This is a genomic window from Flagellimonas marinaquae (assembly GCF_003992675.1).
Taxonomy (GTDB): domain Bacteria; phylum Bacteroidota; class Bacteroidia; order Flavobacteriales; family Flavobacteriaceae; genus Flagellimonas; species Flagellimonas marinaquae.
On the sequence record NZ_RZMZ01000015.1, the window covers coordinates 144,492 to 162,940 of the forward strand.

19 protein-coding genes are annotated in these 18,449 nt (G+C 43.1%); 6 read left to right on the forward strand and 13 right to left on the reverse strand.

Going from position 1 to position 18,449, the window contains the following annotated elements; genetic code table 11:
* Nucleotides 1-82: 82 nt before the first annotated feature.
* On the forward strand, nt 83-508 hold the full coding sequence (locus tag EO130_RS10000) for an Hsp20/alpha crystallin family protein (protein WP_127141373.1): 426 nt from the start codon (nt 83-85) through the stop codon (nt 506-508).
* 90 nt (nt 509-598) lie between these two features.
* Here the strand turns inward: EO130_RS10000 and uvrB are convergent, their stop codons facing one another.
* Genes uvrB through EO130_RS10020 form a run of 4 tightly spaced genes read right to left on the reverse strand, consistent with a single transcriptional unit; the run spans nt 599 to nt 6,139 of the window.
* Nucleotides 599-2,587: an excinuclease ABC subunit UvrB gene (gene uvrB / locus EO130_RS10005; RefSeq protein ID WP_127141374.1), complete on the reverse strand. Its 1,989-nt coding sequence runs from the start codon at nt 2,585-2,587 to the stop codon at nt 599-601.
* A gap of 50 nt (nt 2,588-2,637) precedes the next feature.
* Nucleotides 2,638-4,368 carry a T9SS type B sorting domain-containing protein gene (locus EO130_RS10010; protein ID WP_127141375.1) on the reverse strand — a complete coding sequence of 577 codons (1,731 nt, stop codon included), beginning with the start codon at nt 4,366-4,368 and terminating at the stop codon, nt 2,638-2,640.
* Between the two features lie 29 nt (nt 4,369-4,397).
* The gene (locus EO130_RS10015; RefSeq protein WP_127141376.1) at nt 4,398-5,231 is read right to left on the reverse strand and encodes an ABC transporter permease; all 834 of its coding nucleotides are present in this window, start codon (nt 5,229-5,231) and stop codon (nt 4,398-4,400) included.
* Between the two features lie 11 nt (nt 5,232-5,242).
* Nucleotides 5,243-6,139, reverse strand: coding sequence for an ABC transporter ATP-binding protein (locus EO130_RS10020; protein ID WP_127141377.1), 897 nt, complete (start codon nt 6,137-6,139; stop codon nt 5,243-5,245).
* A 78-nt stretch (nt 6,140-6,217) separates the two neighbouring features.
* On the opposite strand from EO130_RS10020, the gene EO130_RS10025 reads away from it, so the two are divergent.
* Nucleotides 6,218-7,294 carry a hypothetical protein gene (locus tag EO130_RS10025; protein WP_127141378.1) on the forward strand — a complete coding sequence of 359 codons (1,077 nt, stop codon included), beginning with the start codon at nt 6,218-6,220 and terminating at the stop codon, nt 7,292-7,294.
* On the opposite strand, the gene EO130_RS10030 is transcribed toward EO130_RS10025, so the two are convergent.
* From EO130_RS10030 to EO130_RS10055, 6 genes are read right to left on the reverse strand one after another with little or no spacing between them, the layout of a single operon-like run.
* Nucleotides 7,291-8,349 carry a nucleoid-associated protein gene (locus EO130_RS10030; RefSeq protein ID WP_127141379.1) on the reverse strand — a complete coding sequence of 353 codons (1,059 nt, stop codon included), beginning with the start codon at nt 8,347-8,349 and terminating at the stop codon, nt 7,291-7,293. The two genes, EO130_RS10025 and EO130_RS10030, sit on opposite strands and share 4 nt — an antisense overlap.
* A 46-nt stretch (nt 8,350-8,395) precedes the next feature.
* A complete protein-coding gene (locus tag EO130_RS10035; protein WP_127141380.1) occupies nt 8,396-8,899 on the reverse strand; it encodes an IS1096 element passenger TnpR family protein in 504 nt (167 codons plus the stop codon).
* A gap of 43 nt (nt 8,900-8,942) precedes the next feature.
* On the reverse strand, nt 8,943-9,956 hold the full coding sequence (locus EO130_RS10040) for a COX15/CtaA family protein (protein ID WP_127141381.1): 1,014 nt from the start codon (nt 9,954-9,956) through the stop codon (nt 8,943-8,945).
* Nucleotides 9,953-11,383: a CCA tRNA nucleotidyltransferase gene (locus tag EO130_RS10045; protein ID WP_127141382.1), complete on the reverse strand. Its 1,431-nt coding sequence runs from the start codon at nt 11,381-11,383 to the stop codon at nt 9,953-9,955. Before EO130_RS10045 ends, EO130_RS10040 begins: the two co-directional genes overlap by 4 nt.
* Nucleotides 11,384-11,385: 2 nt before the next feature.
* Nucleotides 11,386-11,946, reverse strand: coding sequence for an L-threonylcarbamoyladenylate synthase (locus tag EO130_RS10050; protein ID WP_127141383.1), 561 nt, complete (start codon nt 11,944-11,946; stop codon nt 11,386-11,388).
* A complete protein-coding gene (locus EO130_RS10055) occupies nt 11,939-12,766 on the reverse strand; it encodes a zinc-binding alcohol dehydrogenase (protein ID WP_127141384.1) in 828 nt (275 codons plus the stop codon). The genes EO130_RS10050 and EO130_RS10055 overlap by 8 nt, the downstream gene beginning before the upstream one ends.
* Nucleotides 12,767-12,832: 66 nt before the next feature.
* On the opposite strand from EO130_RS10055, the gene EO130_RS10060 reads away from it, so the two are divergent.
* Nucleotides 12,833-13,666: a glycosyltransferase family 2 protein gene (locus tag EO130_RS10060; RefSeq protein ID WP_127141385.1), complete on the forward strand. Its 834-nt coding sequence runs from the start codon at nt 12,833-12,835 to the stop codon at nt 13,664-13,666.
* Here the strand turns inward: EO130_RS10060 and EO130_RS10065 are convergent.
* Nucleotides 13,648-14,451, reverse strand: coding sequence for a glycosyltransferase family 2 protein (locus tag EO130_RS10065; RefSeq protein ID WP_127141386.1), 804 nt, complete (start codon nt 14,449-14,451; stop codon nt 13,648-13,650). The genes EO130_RS10060 and EO130_RS10065 overlap by 19 nt on opposite strands.
* A 209-nt stretch (nt 14,452-14,660) precedes the next feature.
* Between EO130_RS10065 and EO130_RS10070 the strand changes: the two genes are divergently transcribed.
* Complete coding sequence (locus tag EO130_RS10070) at nt 14,661-15,338, forward strand: class I SAM-dependent methyltransferase (RefSeq protein WP_127141387.1); 678 nt, start codon at nt 14,661-14,663, stop codon at nt 15,336-15,338.
* Here the strand turns inward: EO130_RS10070 and EO130_RS10075 are convergent.
* Together EO130_RS10075 and EO130_RS10080 are read right to left on the reverse strand one after the other, a co-directional pair.
* On the reverse strand, nt 15,297-16,370 hold the full coding sequence (locus EO130_RS10075; protein WP_127141388.1) for a glycosyltransferase family 9 protein: 1,074 nt from the start codon (nt 16,368-16,370) through the stop codon (nt 15,297-15,299). The genes EO130_RS10070 and EO130_RS10075 overlap by 42 nt on opposite strands.
* Nucleotides 16,371-16,499: 129 nt before the next feature.
* On the reverse strand, nt 16,500-17,315 hold the full coding sequence (locus EO130_RS10080) for a 2,3,4,5-tetrahydropyridine-2,6-dicarboxylate N-succinyltransferase (protein WP_127141389.1): 816 nt from the start codon (nt 17,313-17,315) through the stop codon (nt 16,500-16,502).
* A 100-nt stretch (nt 17,316-17,415) separates the two neighbouring features.
* Between EO130_RS10080 and ruvX the strand changes: the two genes are divergently transcribed.
* Nucleotides 17,416-17,826 carry a Holliday junction resolvase RuvX gene (gene ruvX / locus EO130_RS10085; RefSeq protein ID WP_127141390.1) on the forward strand — a complete coding sequence of 137 codons (411 nt, stop codon included), beginning with the start codon at nt 17,416-17,418 and terminating at the stop codon, nt 17,824-17,826.
* 3 nt (nt 17,827-17,829) lie between these two features.
* The gene (def, locus tag EO130_RS10090) at nt 17,830-18,420 is read left to right on the forward strand and encodes a peptide deformylase (RefSeq protein ID WP_127141391.1); all 591 of its coding nucleotides are present in this window, start codon (nt 17,830-17,832) and stop codon (nt 18,418-18,420) included.
* Nucleotides 18,421-18,449: the final 29 nt, after the last annotated feature.

Here is an 18,449-nt window from a genome sequence, read left to right on the forward strand (position 1 = left end):
GCCAAAAAGGCAGTTATTCTATGTTGGTATATGATTTGACTTATACTGGGTGATTACAACGTTTAACTAAAATTGAATCGCCATGAGTATAGTAAAAAGAAATAACTTGTTTTTTCCATCATTGATGAACGATTTTATGGGACCTGATTGGTTCGGAGGAACCGAAAAATGGAACGCTACCATGCCAGCTGTCAACATTAAGGACAACACCGAAGGATTTGAATTGGAATTGGCAGTCCCAGGTATGAAGAAGGATGATTTTACCGTGGAAATCGATAATGATGTATTGACCATTTCCAGTGAAATCAAAACTGAAAATGAAGATAAAAATGAGAATTACACACGCAAAGAGTTCTCATATAGTTCATTTAAAAGAGCCTTTACCCTCCCAGAAACGGTAGATGGTTCCAAAATCGATGCTAAATACGAGGATGGAATATTGAAACTGACCTTGCCCAAAAAACAAGAGGCATTGCCAAAACCAAAAAGATTGATTGAAATCGCATAAGACTGAAGAACACCAACTATAGGTGTTTCATGATGGTTGGATTAGTTGGTTAGTTTGGGACGCGCTCCTGCTCTGCGGGGGCGCGTTTTTTTATTCCTTCTCCTGAAGCATTTTGATTTCGTCCCTTAGCTTCGCTGCTTCCATAAAATTGAGCTCCTTGGCCGCCTTTTCCATGGCCTTGCGTTTTTCCCTGATCAATTTTTCCTTTTGGTCTTCCGTAATGTACTTTAAGTCCGGTTCTGCAGCCCGTAGTTCTTCTTTTTGGAAATGATACGTGGAAACTGAATTTTTGGCCAAGGCACTATCTAGGTTTTTCTTCAGTGCAGTAGGGGTAATATTGTTTTCCTTGTTGTAGGTCATCTGTTTTTCCCTACGATAGTTGGTCTCATCGATGGTCTTTTGCATACTCTCCGTAATGGTATCGGCATACATAATGGCCTTTCCGTTCAAATTACGTGCGGCACGACCTACCGTTTGGGTCAAGGAGCGATTGCTTCGCAAAAATCCCTCCTTGTCTGCATCCAAGATGGCCACCAGGGATACTTCCGGTAAATCCAGACCTTCTCTCAACAAGTTTACACCAATGAGTACATCAAACAGTCCCTTTCTCAAGTCTTGCATAATTTCCACGCGCTCCAGAGTATCTACATCACTGTGAATGTAACGACATCGTATATCGATTCGGGATAGATATTTGGTAAGCTCTTCCGCCATACGTTTGGTCAAGGTAGTGACCAAGGTGCGTTCATCCAGTTCTACCCGTTGTTGGATTTCCTCCACCAAATCATCAATTTGGTTTTCGCTGGGGCGAACTTCTATCACGGGGTCCAACAAACCTGTCGGTCGGATGACCTGTTCCACATAAACCCCTTCGCTCAATTCCAGTTCGTAATCTGCCGGTGTTGCACTAACGTAAAGCACCTGATTCTGCAGGGCCTCAAATTCTTCAAATTTTAGCGGACGGTTGTCCATGGCAGCAGGCAAACGGAAACCATACTCCACCAGGTTTTCCTTTCTGGAACGGTCACCACCGTACATGGCATGTACCTGCGGTATGGTCACATGGCTTTCATCCACCACCATTAAATAATCATCTGGGAAATAATCCAATAGGCAGAACGGCCTGGTGCCTGGCTTTCTCCCATCCAAATATCTGGAGTAGTTCTCGATACCGGAACAGTAGCCCAGTTCACGAATCATTTCCAAGTCAAAATTGGTTCGCTCCTCCAAACGTTTGGCTTCCAGAGGCCGACCAATCTCCTTAAAATAATCCACTTGTTTCACCAAGTCATCCTGAATTTCACGGATGGCATTTTGAAGCACATCCGGAGAGGTTACGAACATGTTCGCCGGATAAATATTTAAGGTATCGTAAATCTCGATTACTTTGTTGTTGAACGGGTCCAAAGCCTCGATTTCCTCAATCTCATCCCCGAAAAAATGGATGCGGAACGCATGGTCGGCATATCCGGGGAAAACATCCACCACATCCCCTTTTACCCTAAAATTGCCGTTTCTGAAATCTGCCGTGGTACGGGCATAAAGGCTCTGTACCAATTGTTTCAGGAATTTGGTTCTGGAAATAACTTGGTCCCGGTGGATGGTGATTACGTTCTTTTGAAATTCGATAGGGTTACCGATGCCATATAAACAGGAGACTGAGGCGACCACCAAAACGTCACGCCTTCCAGACAATAGCGAAGAGGTGGTACTCAACCGAAGTTTTTCGATATCCTCATTGATGGAAAGGTCTTTTTCTATGTACAGACCGCTTGTGGGAATATAGGCCTCTGGCTGATAGTAATCGTAGTAGGATACAAAATATTCCACCGCATTGTTGGGAAAAAATTGCTTGAACTCGGAATACAATTGTGCCGCTAACGTCTTGTTGTGTGCCAATACCAACGTAGGCTTTTGTACTGATTCCACTACATTGGCCACGGTAAAGGTTTTACCGGAACCCGTTACCCCTAGCAGCGTCTGGTGCCGCGTATTGCCCTCGATGCCCTGGACCAGCTGGCGTATGGCTTCGGGTTGATCGCCCGTAGGCTTAAATTCGGATACTACCTGAAATTTCATTGAATAAAAATACTAAAGGCTTCTGCCAAAATGAAGCAAAAAGAAGGGGATTATCGCTTTAGGGTAAAATGTCCCCTAAACTCTCTGTTGTCCTCATCTATGGCCAAGAACCAATAATCGCCTGATGGTAACCGATTGCCCCGAACCGTTCCGTCCCATCCTTGGGAATCTTGTGAAATCTGCTTCAAAAACATACCGAACCGATCAAAAATCCGGATGCTCTGAAAAATGATTGGGTCAGAACCCCTCGGTTGTATAAACTGCCAATAATCATTGATGGTGTCCCCATTTGGGGTAAAAAACTTTGGGAAACCTTCCACGGTCAGATCTTGGGTAAACAATCTTTCGGTAATGCCACAACCATTTTTATCCCGAACATAAATGGTATGGTTGCCCAAGGCCACATTGGTAAAAACATTGCTATCGGAATAGGGGCCGTTTATATTATCAATAGCATATTCATAATCACCGTTTCCAGAGGCAATAATCGTCAATTGAAGTGATTGACCCGTTCTTCGGGTCACGATGTTGTCAATCGTGGGTTGCTCGGATGAAAGCACCTCAAAAACTTGGTAGCTTGGACATTCTATAAAATTTCCATTTTGCACTATGGTGTTATAGGCTTCATAACGATAGGTGCCATTTTCGGTAAGGGTTACCTCGTTGGTGGACGATAATAGATTCTCATTGCCAAATTGGTCTATTTGGTACCAGCGATACCCTTCAGCTACATCATCCGAAGTAATGACAAGTGGGCCCTCATTTTCGCAGGAGGAAAAGGTGTCCGGGAAATCAATGACCGGATTTATGGTGATATATTCACCCGATTGAAAATCCAAGTATGGCCCACAACCCAAAAGGGTAGTAAAACTGGTTTGGACACAACCCTCCGCTTGTCCAGCGTCGTTAAACGGAACTATGGTAATGAAAAAGGTTTTATTGGGTTCAAAATTAACCACTGGGGTAGAATTGGTATTAAAAACGGCACCGTTTAAAATATCGGTTCCTGTAGGCGTGGTACCAATTGTGACTACGTAACCAGTAGCACCGGGTACCGCAAACCATTCCAGAACCGGCGATAGCGGTACATTGGTTTCACCGTTTTGTGGGTATATGATGGTGGTACAGTCGGGTATGGCCGATGCCTCCCGCGTAGTAAATTGCTGAAAGGAGCACCCTGCTGCAACTCCCAAAATGTTATAGGGCGTTACGGTGGCATAAATGGTGGTTTGTGGTGGAAGTTCAACCGAGGGATTATGGGAAAGGGTGTTGCCCACATCTAAATTGTTCAAAAGTTCTGTTCCCCCAGGTGAGGTGCCTAAACTCAATAAATAACCGGTAGCCCCGTACACATAGTCCCAAGAAATCGCGGTGTTGGGGTTGACATCGATAGCCATATCGGGTGGATTGGTCACCTGTGTGCAATTGGGAATCGCCGTCAAAGGTTCGGTGGTAAAGGTGGTACTGGGACAGGTAATGTTCGGCTGATTGAAAAAGAACAATGTAATGGTCACATAAATGGTGGTATTGGCCGGAAGACCCAATGGAGGGGTATAGGAAGAACCACTTGCAAATTGTGAGCTTAAAATATCGTCCCCTCCCGGCGTAGTGCCCAACGTTATATTGTACGAAGGCACCCCATCCACAGATTCCCAGTCAATGGTGGCATTCAATGGGACATTGGTGGCGCCATCGGCCGGGAACACCATATCAGGGCACTCCTGCGCATAGGCGGATAGGCCCATTATTAGGGCAAAGAATATATATATTCTGTTTAGCATTCACGTGATTATGTGCATCCCACAAGATACTACAAATCACGTTTCTTCAATAATGCGTAGGATAAATAGATGAAAACGGCTGTCCAAACGATGACGATCAGAAACTCATACCAATACACATGATAATCGAATTTCATGTTCTCCCCGATTTGTTGACCGATGTTTTGTACTGCAGAGAGCCTTGTAAACGGTTCTTTGATCATGTTGCCCATCGATTCCAATGGAAAAAATCGTTTGACCGATTTGGCGGCTTCCCAGCTCATCACCTTCCAGCCCAATAGACCAAACACGACTTGCTCCAATATGGTCCAGAGGATGAGGAATCCTAGGGCAAATGCTGAACGTTTGACCAAAATCCCCAAGAATAGACAGAAGGAAAAAAAGGCGACTAATTTAAAAAAGAATGCAGGCAAAAATTCCATATCGGAGAAGATGATGGAAACTTCATTATAGTCGGAATATACCAGACCGAGAATCATGGAAACCACAAACACAAATACCGTGGAAATCAATGCAAAGGAAATCACGGTAAGCACCTTGGACAGGATAAATTCCTTTTTGGACAACCCATCGATAAGGTTTTGTTTGATGGTCTTGTTGCTGTATTCGTTGGACATCATGGATACGATAACAATCGCCAAAAACAGTTTGAACAATGCTGTGACAAAAGTGTTAAAGTGCCAGATATACGGAAAATTAAAAATCCCTTGATCAGCCAAGTGAAACTGTACTGGGCCAATATCAAACTTTATGGCAGCAATAAGGGCGATGGAAGTAAGGAGCACAAAATAAGAGATGATCAGCACCTTGCTGGCCCTATTGTTCCAAAGTTTTATGAATTCTATTTGTAGGAGACGTAACATTCGTTTTTAGATTATTGGTTCTTGGTCAGGGTTAAAAATTGCTCTTCTAGGCTTTCCTTTCTTTTCACGAGATGGGAAAGCACAATGCCTTGGTCGAATAGCATCTTGTTCAAACTTTGTGCGTCCATTTCCTCTTTCAGGTATGCCGTGAGCGTTCCGTTGAAGTTTTCGATTTTGCCAAAACTGGCACTCTTTTCAAGAAGTGACTGCAATTGGTCCAGATCGTCGCAGCGCAGCTCAAAAAAGCCATGGCTCGCCAACATACTGTCTACCGGACCGGAATAGAGATTTTCGCCTTTTCGAAGAATAATGACGTGGGAACATACTTTTTCCACCTCGTCCAACAGGTGCGAAGCCAATAAAATGGTAGTACCCTGACTGGCAATTTTTTTGATGATTTCCCGAATCTGATGGATTCCTTGTGGGTCCAGCCCGTTGGTGGGCTCGTCCAAAATCAAGATTTCGGGGTCGTTGAGTAGGGCAGAGGCGATGGCCATACGCTGCTTCATCCCCAACGAATAGGTTTTGAATTTGCTATTGCGCCGGTCCCACAAACCTACCAGTTCCAATTTTTCCTGAATCTTGGTTTCTGGTACATCTTTGATTTTGCAGACCAACCGTAAATTTTGGATGGCATCCATGTAAGGATAAAAATTGGGGCGCTCGATTATGGCGCCTACCTTTTTAAGGGCGTCGTGCGTGGAGGTGTTGCCATCGAACCAGCTAAATTCGCCTGATGTGCGGTTCACTACGTTTAAGATAATGCCCAAAGTGGTCGATTTTCCACTTCCATTGGGCCCCAATATGCCATATACATTTCCTTTTTCAATGGAAAAGGAAAGGTCATTGACAGCCGTGAGGTAACCGAATTTTTTGGTGAGATGGTTTACAGTGAGTATTGTTTCCAAAAGATGCTATCGTTTTTTGAATGGTTTATACTAACTTGACGATGATTAGTGCAAATTGTTACAAAATAATCGAATACAATGTCCGAAGAAAAGTTGATGTCGAAGAAAAAACCGGCTTATCCCATAAACGAGGAGCTGGATGAATACTTGGAATATTATAACAGAAAGATAGAGATTCCCATCCATTACGATGACTTGCTCCGCTTTTCGGGAAGCGTAGCCGTTTACGATGCCAACGACGAAGATACCCTTTGGGTACGGGTTTTTTACCCAGAGTTTGATCGTGATGAAATCGACTTGGCGCTGAAACGGGTCTATTCCAATTTTGTGTCGGATGGTAGTGATAAGATCTTCCAATATCTAAATGTGGACTACGTGGATTATTGCACTTTTGGGAACTCGAAACCTTTCCGAATCAAAGTGCGAAATATTTTGAACGATAATTACACCCTGTTCTATGTAAAAAAAACCGATGCCTCTCGTGTGTACGGCTTGGAACTGGAACACATGCTATCGCCGTACAACCTGAACTTTGTCATTTATGAAAATACACTCATCGAAGAGCATATCGTAGGTATCCCAGGGGATGTGTTTTTTAAGAAGAACCTGCCGGAATGTTCCGAATTCGATAAGGCGCAGATTGCCAAAGAGTTCGTAAAATTCAACGAACGATGCATGATTCGACTATTGGGCGATATGCGCTCCTACAATTATGTCATCGTCCCTACCCACGATTTTGATAGCGTAAACTACAAGATAAGGGCCATCGATTTTGACCAGCAATGTTACGAGGGGAAGATAAAGGTGTACCGTCCGCAATTTTTTAAAGAAAACAAGGTGATGGTCGATTTGGTGCAGAGCAAATTAAAGGTGGATTCGGTGAATCAATATATCGTAGAGGAGCGCTCCATTATCGCCAAACGGATATTGAGTTGGGGCCGAAGGCTCAAACGGCTGTTGGAGGTCTGCAAAGAGGACAACATTGCTCCATCCGAGAATACAGAATTGCTTAAAAGTCAGTTGTTGGACCTTACGGGGGATATCAACTTTAGGGATAGCAAAACTATGGGAGAAGTACTAATCCATGCACTTGACTTCGTGAAGCGAAATTACGAAGACGTGAGTATGAAACAGATTATCGACAAAAAGTTCTAGCTTTTCTGTTCTTTGTTGAAGTACACCAAATAGTAATACATCTGGCGTTCTTCATCCCAACCTTTTTCCACAAATTTTTCAGCGGATTCTGGGTTGATAAAGTCCAATTTTATCTGGATGTTGGTATCCAGATTAATGACATTCTTTATTTTTTTACGGACATCGCTAACAGCCTTATTGGCAATGTCAAAATTGGAAACGTCCTCAATGCTATATTTGGGCCCTTTTTCCGCTTTGTAGTGCTTAAACTCGGGAATCAGGTCTGGGTTTTCCATTACCTCGTTCAAAAATGAGGTTTCCTCAAAATTGTCGTTTTTGGCAAAGTGATTCACTGCACGGTTCATGAACATTACCTCCTGTTGTTTGTCCTCTGCCGGAAGCACTACGTCCTTGGCAAAGTTTTGGCAGAACTTCAGATAGTTTTTGGTGTAAAAATTCTCATCGGTCATCGGTACCACCCCTAAAAAGTTTTCCAGCCAGTACTTGGCGTCGTAACGATTGCTGTCCACCGAAAGTACTTTGTACCCTTCTTCCTTTTGCACATTAAAAACAATGCACCCTTTATCCAGTTTGTTGATATTGATGCCTTGGCGAATCAAGATTTCCAAGTTGTGTTCCTTTTCCTCAAACTGAAGAAAATCGTGTTTCAATTCACTTTTAAAAATCCCGACAGCATCCGTTTTTTGGTTGTCAATGACCATATCCGAAAAGTGGACCACATACACCTCTCCACTTTTAATATGGGGGTGGTTGGATTGTTCAAAAAGGTGGGTGGTTATCTTTTTGGAAAGCCTGTGGTTGTCGGAAGGATTTTCGAAAATACCGGTTACCGCAGCGCAAACCTCATTGAACTCCAAATCCACTTCGTGGCTAAACTTATAGTAGTTCTCCTCCTTTTCCCGAAAAGGCTTAAAGAAGTATTCTTTGAGCAAACCGGCCATTTCATCGTTTAGTGAAAAGGGTTCGGCAGATAGGAAAGCGGATTCGTTTTTACTTTTGTTGCCCACACGGTGAAGCGATATGCTCTCAATTTGGGCAGAATATAGGTTTAGCATTTTTTGGGTAGGGTGTTAAGGGTTAAAACTTGGATTGGAAGAGGTTTTAATTCCAATTTTCGTCGAAATCCATGTCATCATAGCGGTCCAAGAGGTCGTCGAAATCACCTTCATCATCGCTGGGTTTGGCCTCAAACTGCTTTTCTGGTGGGGCATCTGGAAGTTCACCAAAGGTGAACAGAAGGTTTGGATATACCCGGCCGTCTTCCTTTTCCACGATATCGGCAAGTTCTACAAAAAAGGTCCACATACTTAAAAAGTCGTAGACATAGATGAGTTTAGGGTTGTCCTCTGTCAAAACATCATCAAGGGATGTTTCGTTCATCAATCGGATATCGGAACCGTTTTCGCTCATGTCAAAAAGGGCAATTTCCTCGTCTTGGTTCCATTCTTCGTCACAGGTGTAAAAGGAGGCCATTTCACTGCCCTCAAAACCAAAAGCTTGAGTTATGGCGTTGTGAAAATCCTCCAGATTACTCTGGTCCTCAATTTCGATATCTCGAAAGATATCTTCCTCAGCATCAAGTATTATCCTGATTTTATAAATCATCCATCAAATTTTAAAGTGGGCTCAAAGGTACAATAATTACCCCTTATTTGGTGAACCGGTGCAAGGTAAAAGTCATCGCTGCCAAAAGGAAAAATGCTCCAATTTGGTGCACCACCCCCAACCAAATGGGTACGGCATAGATCAAGGTGAGCACACCGAGTAAAAATTGTACGAATACCAAAACCAAAAGTGATTTTAAACCATTTTCCTGTATTACCGTCGTATTAATTTTTCGAGTCCTATACCAAATCAATGCAATAAACCCAACCACAACATAAGCCAAATATCGGTGTACGAACTGCACCCCACTTTTTCCTTCGATAAAATTCTTGATGACAGGTTGTTGTTCAATGTAAACGGTTTCATGCATCAATTTACCCTCGTTCATCAAAGGCCAATGGTTGTGTATAAAGCCGGCATCCAAACCTGCCACAAAGGCTCCCCAGATAATCTGTAAGAGTAGCACCACCAATCCTGCTCTGACGAGGTTTCGGATGCCTTTGTGGATTTCCTTTTTTTGGGGATAGATGAGGTCCAACGCCACCCATAAGCTGTAGGCGAAGGTGAGGAATGCTGTGGTGAGGTGGGCTGCCAACCTGTAGTGCGAAACATCGGGACGGTCCACTAGCCCACTTTTTACCATATACCAACCCAAAAATCCTTGGAATCCACCCATAAAGAGCAAAATCAAACATTTTTTGACGGTTGACCTATCCAATTTTTTAGTGAACAAAAAGTATAGGAAGGGCAGAATAAAGACAATGCCGATAAATCTGCCGAGGACTCGGTGTAGCCATTCCCAAAAATAGATGTCCTTGAATTCCTCAATACCATAATGATAGTTGAGTTTTTGGTACTCAGGGTATTGTTTGTACAGCTCAAAGGCTTCTTCCCATTCCTGCTCGTTCATGGGCGGAATGGTACCTTGGATGAGCTTGTAATCGGATATGGAAAGCCCTGAGTGGGTGAGGCGCGTGATGCCGCCCACCAAAACCATGACAAAGATGAGAAAACATCCCGTTAGCAACCAATACACAACAGCTTTGTTCTTTTTCATTCGGAGTGGACTTTAAGGTTCATTTTTTTGCCTTTTTTCAACATAAAATCGTAGGCAGCTTCATACTCGTTTGGAATTTCGCCTTCCAAAATGGCCTCTTTTATGGCATCTTTGATGATTCCAATTTCTTTTGAGGGTTTTAGGTTAAAGGTCTGCATGATTTCTTCGCCCGAAACGGGTGGCTGGAAGTTTCGGATGTGGTCCCTTTCCTCGACCTCCACTATTTTTTGTCGAACTATCTTGAAGTTGTTCTTGTACTTTTTTTGTTTTTTTGGGTTTTTGGTGGTGATGTCCGCCTCGCATAAGGTCATCAGGTCCTCCACGTACTCACCGGCATCGAACACCAAGCGTCGCACCGCAGAGTCGGTCACATGGTCTTCGGATAGGATGATGGGCCTGGAGCTCATCAATACCATTTTTTGAACGAACTTCATCTTTTCGTTCAATGGCATCCGTAACCTTTTGAAGAGTTTGTATACCATTTTGGCTCCTACAAATTCATGGGCATGGAAGGTCCAACCGATTTTTTTGTGGAATTTTTTTGTGGGGGCTTTTCCAATGTCGTGCAGCAGGGCGGCCCAGCGCAACCAAAGGTTGTCGGTGGTTTCCGCAATATTGTCCACCACTTCCAAGGTGTGCCAAAAATTGTCCTTGTGGCGCTGTCCTTCCTTTTCTTCTATACCTTCCAAAGCTGTGAGCTCGGGTAATATCAGCGGCAACAATTCGGTCTGGTGCATCAGTTTAAAGCCAAGGGATGGTTGTGAACTCATTAAAATTTTATGGAGTTCGTCCACGATACGCTCCTTGGAAACAATGTTGATTCGGTCCTTATTTTCGGCAATGGCCTGTAAGGAAGGCAATTCAATGGTAAAGTGCAGTTGGGCCGCAAAGCGAATGGCACGCATCATCCGCAAAGGGTCATCGGAATAGGTAATGCCCGGCTCCAGAGGGGTGCGGATAATTTGACGATCCAAGTCGGCCAAACCATCAAAAGGGTCCAAAAGTTCACCAAAATTGGATTGGTTCAGCGCTAACGCCATGGCATTTATGGTAAAGTCCCTTCGGTTTTGGTCATCTTCCAAGGTGCCATCCTCCACCATGGGTTTTCGGCTATCCCGATTGTAGCTTTCCTTACGAGCTCCCACAAATTCCAGTTCAAGGTCTTTGTGTTTGATCATGGCAGTCCCAAAGTTTTTGAATATCGAAATCTCTGGCTTGCCCTTTAGTTTGGAAGCTACTTTTTTTGCGAGTTCAATGCCACTTCCAATAGCTACAATATCAATATCCTTTGGGGTACCACGTTTTAAAAAGTAGTCCCGGACAAATCCTCCGATTACGTAGGCATCTGTGCCCAGTTCATCCGCAGCTTCGCCGATCAGTTTAAATATAGGATGTTGTATTGCCTCTTTATGGAAATCCTTCGCCATTGTTATTCCCGTATCACCTTCACCTGTCCGTCGTTGCTCAACTTAATGATAGAGGAGGGGGAAGGGGTATAATTTTCGTTTTGCAAATTTACCACATAGTCCACTCCTTTTAAAATTTCTTCATCAATATCCTTGAATTGTTTTGGGGTAATTTTTCCCGAAATATTGGCCGAAGTGGAGACGATTGGTTTTCTGAATTTATTGATGAGGTATTGGCAAAATTTATCGGAAGCGACCCGTATGCCCAAGGTGTTGTCGGCCGCCACTAAATTATCTGCTACACCCAAGGGCTGGTCAAAAACAATGGTGGTGGGTTTGGTGGCGAAGTCCATAATATCGTAGGCTACATCGGGAACTTCCTTTACATGGCGCTCCAGCATGGCCTGATTGGCTACTAAACAGACGAGCGGTTTGGAAACCTCCCGTTTTTTAAGGGCGTATACTTTTTGTACTGCTTCGGGGTTGGTAGCGTCGCAACCAATCCCCCAAACGGTATCGGTGGGGTAGACAATGAGTCCACCATCCTGCAATACTTTAACGCATTTGTTGATTTCTTCAATCAAGGTTTTCGAATTTTAGTTGAAAATGGTCGGTCAATGCCTGCCATTGTGTTCTGTTTTTGTCCATACCGATATTCCCTTTTTTCAGTGAAACTTTCTGGGAGCCCCAAATGGGAATCGGCTCCTTTCCGCTGTTTTTGGCCTGAATGGACTTGGTGCCTTTTAAGAGTCCCATCACCTTAAACCAAAGGTCATCCGCGTTGGGTGCGAGGTTCAGAAAGAGTTCCTTGTTGAACACTGTTTTATCCATGGAATCGGGCGGGTACAAGGTACCGCCAGCACCAATGGGGAGTGTCAATAATGGGTTCTTGCATCCCGATGCGTTCGGTTTCCATGCCTTGTAGGGAAGTAATTCCCCATTGTCGGCATAGCTGATGCAACGGGTTTGGTTGGCCACAATTTGTCCAGGATGGTCTTCATGGGCCTGGTAAATTTTGGACAACCAGTTTTTTCGGTACATCATGTCATCATCACAGGTAACGATTATTTTGTTGGGATATAGTTTTAGAGGTTCTACCAATTTTCTGTGTGAGCTGAAATAGTCCGTGTACTTAATGGAAAACAGGTCGCCCACCAAGGTTTGAAGTGGTATTGGTATGCGGCCTTTCAAATCTTCGTGGAGCCAAAGCACAATTTTTTCCGGTAACACATCCTGATTCAATATACTGCGGATGGTAAGGTGGACAATGGGCAATCTTGATGGAATCGAGGCCAATGAAACAATAACGGGAACTTGCCTTTTATTCGCGATGAGCTTTCGCTGCGATTGCCACGACAACTTGGCTTGATGAAAAAGTGAAACTGGAATTTCCTTGACCTTCATTCTGGAAGTTTAGAATCACAAAATTAAGGATATGAGATAACATTTAATATTTCTATTTTTGTCCAGATGAGCCTTGAGGAAATAGAATCACCAAAAATATCGGTTATTATCAGCACTTATAACGCCGAGGAGTGGCTAAAGAAAGTGTTGTGGGGCTTCAATTGCCAAATCTTCAAGGATTTTGAGGTGGTGGTTGCCGATGATGGCTCGGGTCCCAAGACCAAGCAATTGCTGGACGAGATGTCCGAAAAGGTCTTTTACAGAATTATCCATGTATGGCAGGAAGACGATGGTTTCCAAAAATCGAGGATTCTCAACAAAGCCGTAGAAGCTTGTAGTGCCGATTATATTATTATGACGGACGGCGATTGTATACCCAGAGAGGATTTTGTTGAGGTACATTACATCAATAAAGAGCCTGGCTATTTTATATCGGGTGGTTACTATATGTTACCGATGAATATTTCCAAAATGATCACTTTGGAGGATATTGAGGAGCAAAATTGTTTCGATATTCATTGGCTCAAGTCAAAAGGTATTCCCAAAACCTTTAAAAACAACAAGCTCACTGCCAGTGGTATGATTTCCAAACTGCTGAATACGATTACCCCGACCAATGCCAGTTGGAACGGTCATAACTCATCGGGTTGGAAAAAGGATATTTTGAACGTAAATGGTTTTGATGAGCGCATGCAGTATGGGGGGCAGGATCGTGAACTGGGGGAGCGTCTGTTCAATTTTGGGATAAAATCCAAGCAGCTTCGCTATAGCGCGGTATGTGTACACTTAGACCACAAACGTGGTTATAAAACACCGGAATCCATTGCTAAGAATCAGGCTATCCGTAAGGAGACAAGGTCACAGAAATTGGTGTGGACGCACTACGGCATTACCAAATAATAGGCCAGTTCGTTCTTTTTTTCCAATCGTTTCAATTCCCTGAACCTTTCCAGTACGCCAAGCGCATTTAGATAACAAATGGTCCACCCTTTTTTGCCATCCAATATGCCCAAACGCAGGATATAGTGGTTGAAGAATTTCCAGACAGGTTTTACGGTCATTAAAAGATAATTGAAGTGCCGTTCCTTATAAAAATCCTCTTTGGCCTTCAACCGTCCGTATTTAAGCATCTTACCTTTATAATCTTCGTAGTTTTTGTAACAAAAATGTATCAATTTTTCCTGTAGGATGCCAGATTGTCCGTCGACCACCAAGGTTTCGTGAACGATTTTTCGGTCCGTAAAATGGGCCTTGCTCTTGCGGAACAGTCTATAATTTTTATCGGTTTGCCAGCCACTAAAGTTAAGGGGTTCATCTTGGAACATAAACTTGCGGTAGAACCAGTAGGCTTCTTTTGCATCGCGCCGGTTGATGGTTTCTAGAATCTCATGTTGAAGACTTTCCGTTACCACTTCATCGGCATCTAGAAACAATACCCAATCATTTGAGGCCTGTTTTAAGGTGTATGATTTTTGTGCAGTAAAATTCTCGAAAGGATTTTGGACCACGGTCACTTTGGGGTGTTCCAAAAGATACTCGTAGGTGCCATCGGTACTATAAGAGTCGACCACGATGATTTCATCAGCAAAGGAAACGGAATCGATACACTTTTCAATGTAGCCCATCTCGTTGTAGGTTATGATAAGTGCTGATAATTTTTGCTTTGGGGTGCTAAATTCAGCCATATTTATTGGTGTAGTGTTTTGGTATTTTACAAAGCTATAACAAAAAAATAGGTTAAAAATTGTTTAGGTGTGACTTTTTCTTACAAACAATCAACTGGACAATTTCCCTACCCGATTTATGTTAAAATCTCATTTCTAAAATTCTTGGTTTATTATCAAGACGAGAAAATGTATCTTGGGTTGCTTTAAAAATTGTGAAATTCTTTTAGATGGATATATTTCTTTACGTAGTTGCTTTGGGTGTCATTGCCTTCTTTGTGGGTAAGCTTATCAAACATAAATCGTTGTATCCCTTCATGCCTTTTAGGTATGATTTCCGAAAGAGGAGGGACACTTTTAAGAAGACCATGGAGTTGATGGACAAGATTAACGCTAAAGTGATTATTGAGACTGGAACATCCAGAGAGGGTTTAAAAGGCGCCAAGAGCAATGGAGCAGCCACCATAGTATTTGGAAAATGGGCCAAGGAGAACGGAGCGGTGCTGCACTCTGTTGATATTAATTCGGAATCCATTGCCAACTCTAGGGCAGAGGTGGAGCGACAGGGTCTGCAAGATACGGTAACCCTTCATCATTCCGATTCGTTGGATTTTCTGAAAGATTTTGACCGACCGGTCGATTTACTTTATTTGGATAGCTACGATTATAGTTCCCATGATGTCGAAATTCAGCGGAAAAGCCAGGAACACCATTTGGAGGAATTTAAACGGATAGCAGACCAATTGCATGAAAACACCATTGTCCTGATTGATGATTGCGACCTGCCAAATGGGGGAAAAGGTAAGTTGGTGATTGCTTACATGTTGGAGCACGGATGGAAAGTTTTGATGGAATCCTACCAAGTATTATTGGTCCGTGATAACTTCGTTTTGGACAAAGCGGTCTAATTGTTTTAGAAACATCTTAGGTTTAAACTGTTGATACAAAGCTTCGGCATCTGCTTTCCTTTCCTTTTTTGGCATTTCCAAAATCTCAGGGGCAAAGTCCGCTAAATGTACGGCTTGGTTTTTCTGAACATGGTTAAAAGTAAGCCAGGCAGTCTTGGAAATCCAGGGTGAAAAAATGGAAAAATTGGGAATGCCAAGGGCTTTCGCCATGTTGGTGCTGCCACCTTCGTTGCCAACATACCCATCACACTGGTCCAAAAGTGCTATGAACGATCGCAAGGAAGGACAAAACACCTCTTCCTTGATGCTATTTCGCGTCTTGGGCGAACAATGACCCAGAAATTCAGCCAAACTTTCACTTTGATGGGGCAAATAGTTGAGCAAAAAGGTTACCTGATATTGCTCTGAAATGAAATCCAACGTCTTTGCCAAATATGCTAGCGGATACGTTTTGCTGGGTTGACTCCCCAAAAGGCCCACCATAACTATGGGCTTGGAAGTGTCTATTTGATGATTGGCCAGTAGTTGTTTGGCCTGATCTTTTTCAGCTTTGGATAGATATATTTTTGGTGCCAAATCCGGTTGTTCCAATTCTGGAATCAGTGGAGAGAGCAATACAAGCCTGTTTTCAATCGCGTGCCCCAAAGTAGTGTTAGGGTTATTGGAATATGAAAATAAGTGGGTGTAGATAAATTTGGAGTACCATTTTTTATAGGAAATCTTTAGCTCGGCATTGGAAAAATAACTGATTAGATTACTCTCCAGTTTACAGTACACATCAATGGTGGCGTAATAATTTTGTTTTTTCAAGGATTTTAAAAACTTGAAGAAAGCTAGCTTGCTTTTCCGATACTCGTTCTTAAAAAGGATAATCTTGTCAATAAAGGGGTTCTCCTCAGCGACTGCCGCGGTCGATTCGTTGATGACGTAATGGATTTCGCAATCGGGGAAATGGATTTTGAGATGTTCACAAAGAATTGTGCTGGCCAGCACATCCCCAACCATTTTTTGCTGAATGATCAAAAACCGCATTTTGGTGTTTTTAGTAATTAGCTTTCTAGTCAAGAGGTTGAATATGTGCCTTTTCAAATGAAAAAGGACAGGCAAGTTAAACAAATTTGTTAAACATTGGCTGTCCCTTAAAATATGATATTTTGAACACTATACCGCTACATCGTGCTCGCGCAGGGCATTGTTCAAGGAAGTTTTCTTATCGGTGCTTTCCTTGCGCTTACCAATGATCAGTGCACATGGTACTTGATATTCTCCCGCAGGAAATTTTTTGGTATAACTCCCGGGAATCACCACCGATCTAGCAGGAACCCTGCCTTTCAGTTCGATAGGTTCATCGCCTGTAACATCGATGATCTTGGTAGATGCCGTCAGCACCACGTTGGCTCCCAAAACAGCCTCTTTTTCCACGCGAACACCTTCCACCACAATACAGCGGGAACCGATAAACGCATTATCTTCAATAATTACTGGGGAAGCCTGCAAAGGTTCCAGAACGCCACCGATACCAACACCGCCACTTAAGTGCACATTTTTACCAATCTGAGCGCAACTTCCCACCGTGGCCCATGTATCCACCATGGTTCCTTCATCTACGTATGCTCCTATATTTACGTAACTAGGCATCAAAATGGTGCCTTTGGAAATATAGGCTCCGTGCCTGGCCACCGCATGGGGAACCACGCGGACCCCTTTTTCTTTATACCCCTTTTTTAAAGGAATTTTATCGTGATATTCAAAAATACCAGCTTCCAAGACTTCCATTTTTTGGATGGGGAAGTACAGCACAACCGCCTTTTTCACCCATTCATTGATCTGCCATCCATCATCCGTGGGCTCGGCACAGCGCAGTTCGCCAAGGTCGATAAGGTTGATGGCTTCACGTATCGCCTCTTGCGTCTTTACCTCTTCCAACAAGGCCCTATTGTCCCACGCTTGCTCGATAAGCGTTCTTAATTCTGTCATTTTTCTTAAAGTTTTGACAAAGATACGCCCGATGGTAGAATTATGGTTCCCATTTTTAAGTGCATAACATTTTTAAGGTTATTTTTGCCAAAAAATTGTTTTGGCTAGAATTTTAGCTTTGGATTTTGGAAAGGTGAGGACTGGAATTGCAGTTACCGATGAACTTCAGTTGATTGCTTCCGGTTTGACGACGGTCAATACCAAGGACTTGTTGCACTTTTTGGAAGAATATACCCAAAAGGAATCCGTTGAACGTTTTGTGGTAGGTTTGCCCAAACAGATGGACAACACCGCTTCCGAGTCCGAAGGGATGATTCAAGAATTCCTTAAAAAGCTAACGGTCAAGTTTCCTTCTATTCCAGTGGAGCGCCAAGATGAGCGATTTACCTCCAAGATGGCAGTTCAATCTATGTTGGATAGCGGAATGAAAAAGAAGAAAAGAAGGGACAAGGCCCTGGTCGATGAAATAAGCGCCACGCTCATATTGCAGGCCTACTTAAACAGATTTTGATTTATGATTTTACCCATAGTAGCTTACGGAGACCCCGTTTTGCGAAAAAAAACAAAGGATATCACCAACGATTATCCCAAACTTGACGAATTAATCATCAATATGTGGGAGACCATGTACAATGCCCATGGTGTTGGATTGGCCGCCCCGCAGGTGGGACTTCCCATTCGGGTTTTTATGGTGGATACGACGCCTTTTGCGGATGATGAAGACTTGACCGAAGCTGAGCAAAAACAGCTCGATGGATTCAAAAAAGTGTTCATCAACGCTAAGATCGAAGAGGAAAATGGAAAGGAGTGGGACTTTAACGAAGGTTGCTTGAGCATTCCCGATGTTCGGGAAGATGTAAAACGAAAGCCCGAAATCACCATTAGTTATTTGGATGAGAATTTCAATTCCCACACGGAAACCTTTGACGGACTATTGGCTCGCGTCATTCAGCACGAATACGACCATATCGAAGGGGTTTTGTTCACCGATAAGCTTTCCTCACTCAAAAAACGTTTGTTGAAAAGCCGATTGGACAAAATTTCCAAAGGAAAAATTACCGTGGACTATCGGATGCGGTTTCCAAATATCAAAAAAGGACGTTAAAAAAATCGCTGTTTGCGATAAAAACATAT

Excerpts from the sequence above, each read along its gene's own strand:
- EO130_RS10065 (WP_127141386.1), bottom strand. The coding sequence starts at position 14,451 with ATGGCTGAATTTAGCACCCCAAAGCAAAAATTATCAGCACTTATCATA.
- EO130_RS10000 (WP_127141373.1), top strand. The coding sequence starts at position 83 with ATGAGTATAGTAAAAAGAAATAACTTGTTTTTTCCATCATTGATGAAC.
- EO130_RS10030 (WP_127141379.1), bottom strand. The coding sequence starts at position 8,349 with ATGCTAAACCTATATTCTGCCCAAATTGAGAGCATATCGCTTCACCGT.
- EO130_RS10055 (WP_127141384.1), bottom strand. The coding sequence starts at position 12,766 with ATGAAGGTCAAGGAAATTCCAGTTTCACTTTTTCATCAAGCCAAGTTG.
- EO130_RS10025 (WP_127141378.1), top strand. The coding sequence starts at position 6,218 with ATGTCCGAAGAAAAGTTGATGTCGAAGAAAAAACCGGCTTATCCCATA.
- EO130_RS10015 (WP_127141376.1), bottom strand. The coding sequence starts at position 5,231 with ATGTTACGTCTCCTACAAATAGAATTCATAAAACTTTGGAACAATAGG.
- def (WP_127141391.1), top strand. The coding sequence starts at position 17,830 with ATGATTTTACCCATAGTAGCTTACGGAGACCCCGTTTTGCGAAAAAAA.
- EO130_RS10045 (WP_127141382.1), bottom strand. The coding sequence starts at position 11,383 with ATGGCGAAGGATTTCCATAAAGAGGCAATACAACATCCTATATTTAAA.
- EO130_RS10075 (WP_127141388.1), bottom strand. The coding sequence starts at position 16,370 with ATGCGGTTTTTGATCATTCAGCAAAAAATGGTTGGGGATGTGCTGGCC.
- uvrB (WP_127141374.1), bottom strand. The coding sequence starts at position 2,587 with ATGAAATTTCAGGTAGTATCCGAATTTAAGCCTACGGGCGATCAACCC.
- EO130_RS10080 (WP_127141389.1), bottom strand. The coding sequence starts at position 17,315 with ATGACAGAATTAAGAACGCTTATCGAGCAAGCGTGGGACAATAGGGCC.
- EO130_RS10070 (WP_127141387.1), top strand. The coding sequence starts at position 14,661 with ATGGATATATTTCTTTACGTAGTTGCTTTGGGTGTCATTGCCTTCTTT.
- EO130_RS10035 (WP_127141380.1), bottom strand. The coding sequence starts at position 8,899 with ATGATTTATAAAATCAGGATAATACTTGATGCTGAGGAAGATATCTTT.
- EO130_RS10010 (WP_127141375.1), bottom strand. The coding sequence starts at position 4,368 with ATGCTAAACAGAATATATATATTCTTTGCCCTAATAATGGGCCTATCC.
- EO130_RS10040 (WP_127141381.1), bottom strand. The coding sequence starts at position 9,956 with ATGAAAAAGAACAAAGCTGTTGTGTATTGGTTGCTAACGGGATGTTTT.
- EO130_RS10060 (WP_127141385.1), top strand. The coding sequence starts at position 12,833 with ATGAGCCTTGAGGAAATAGAATCACCAAAAATATCGGTTATTATCAGC.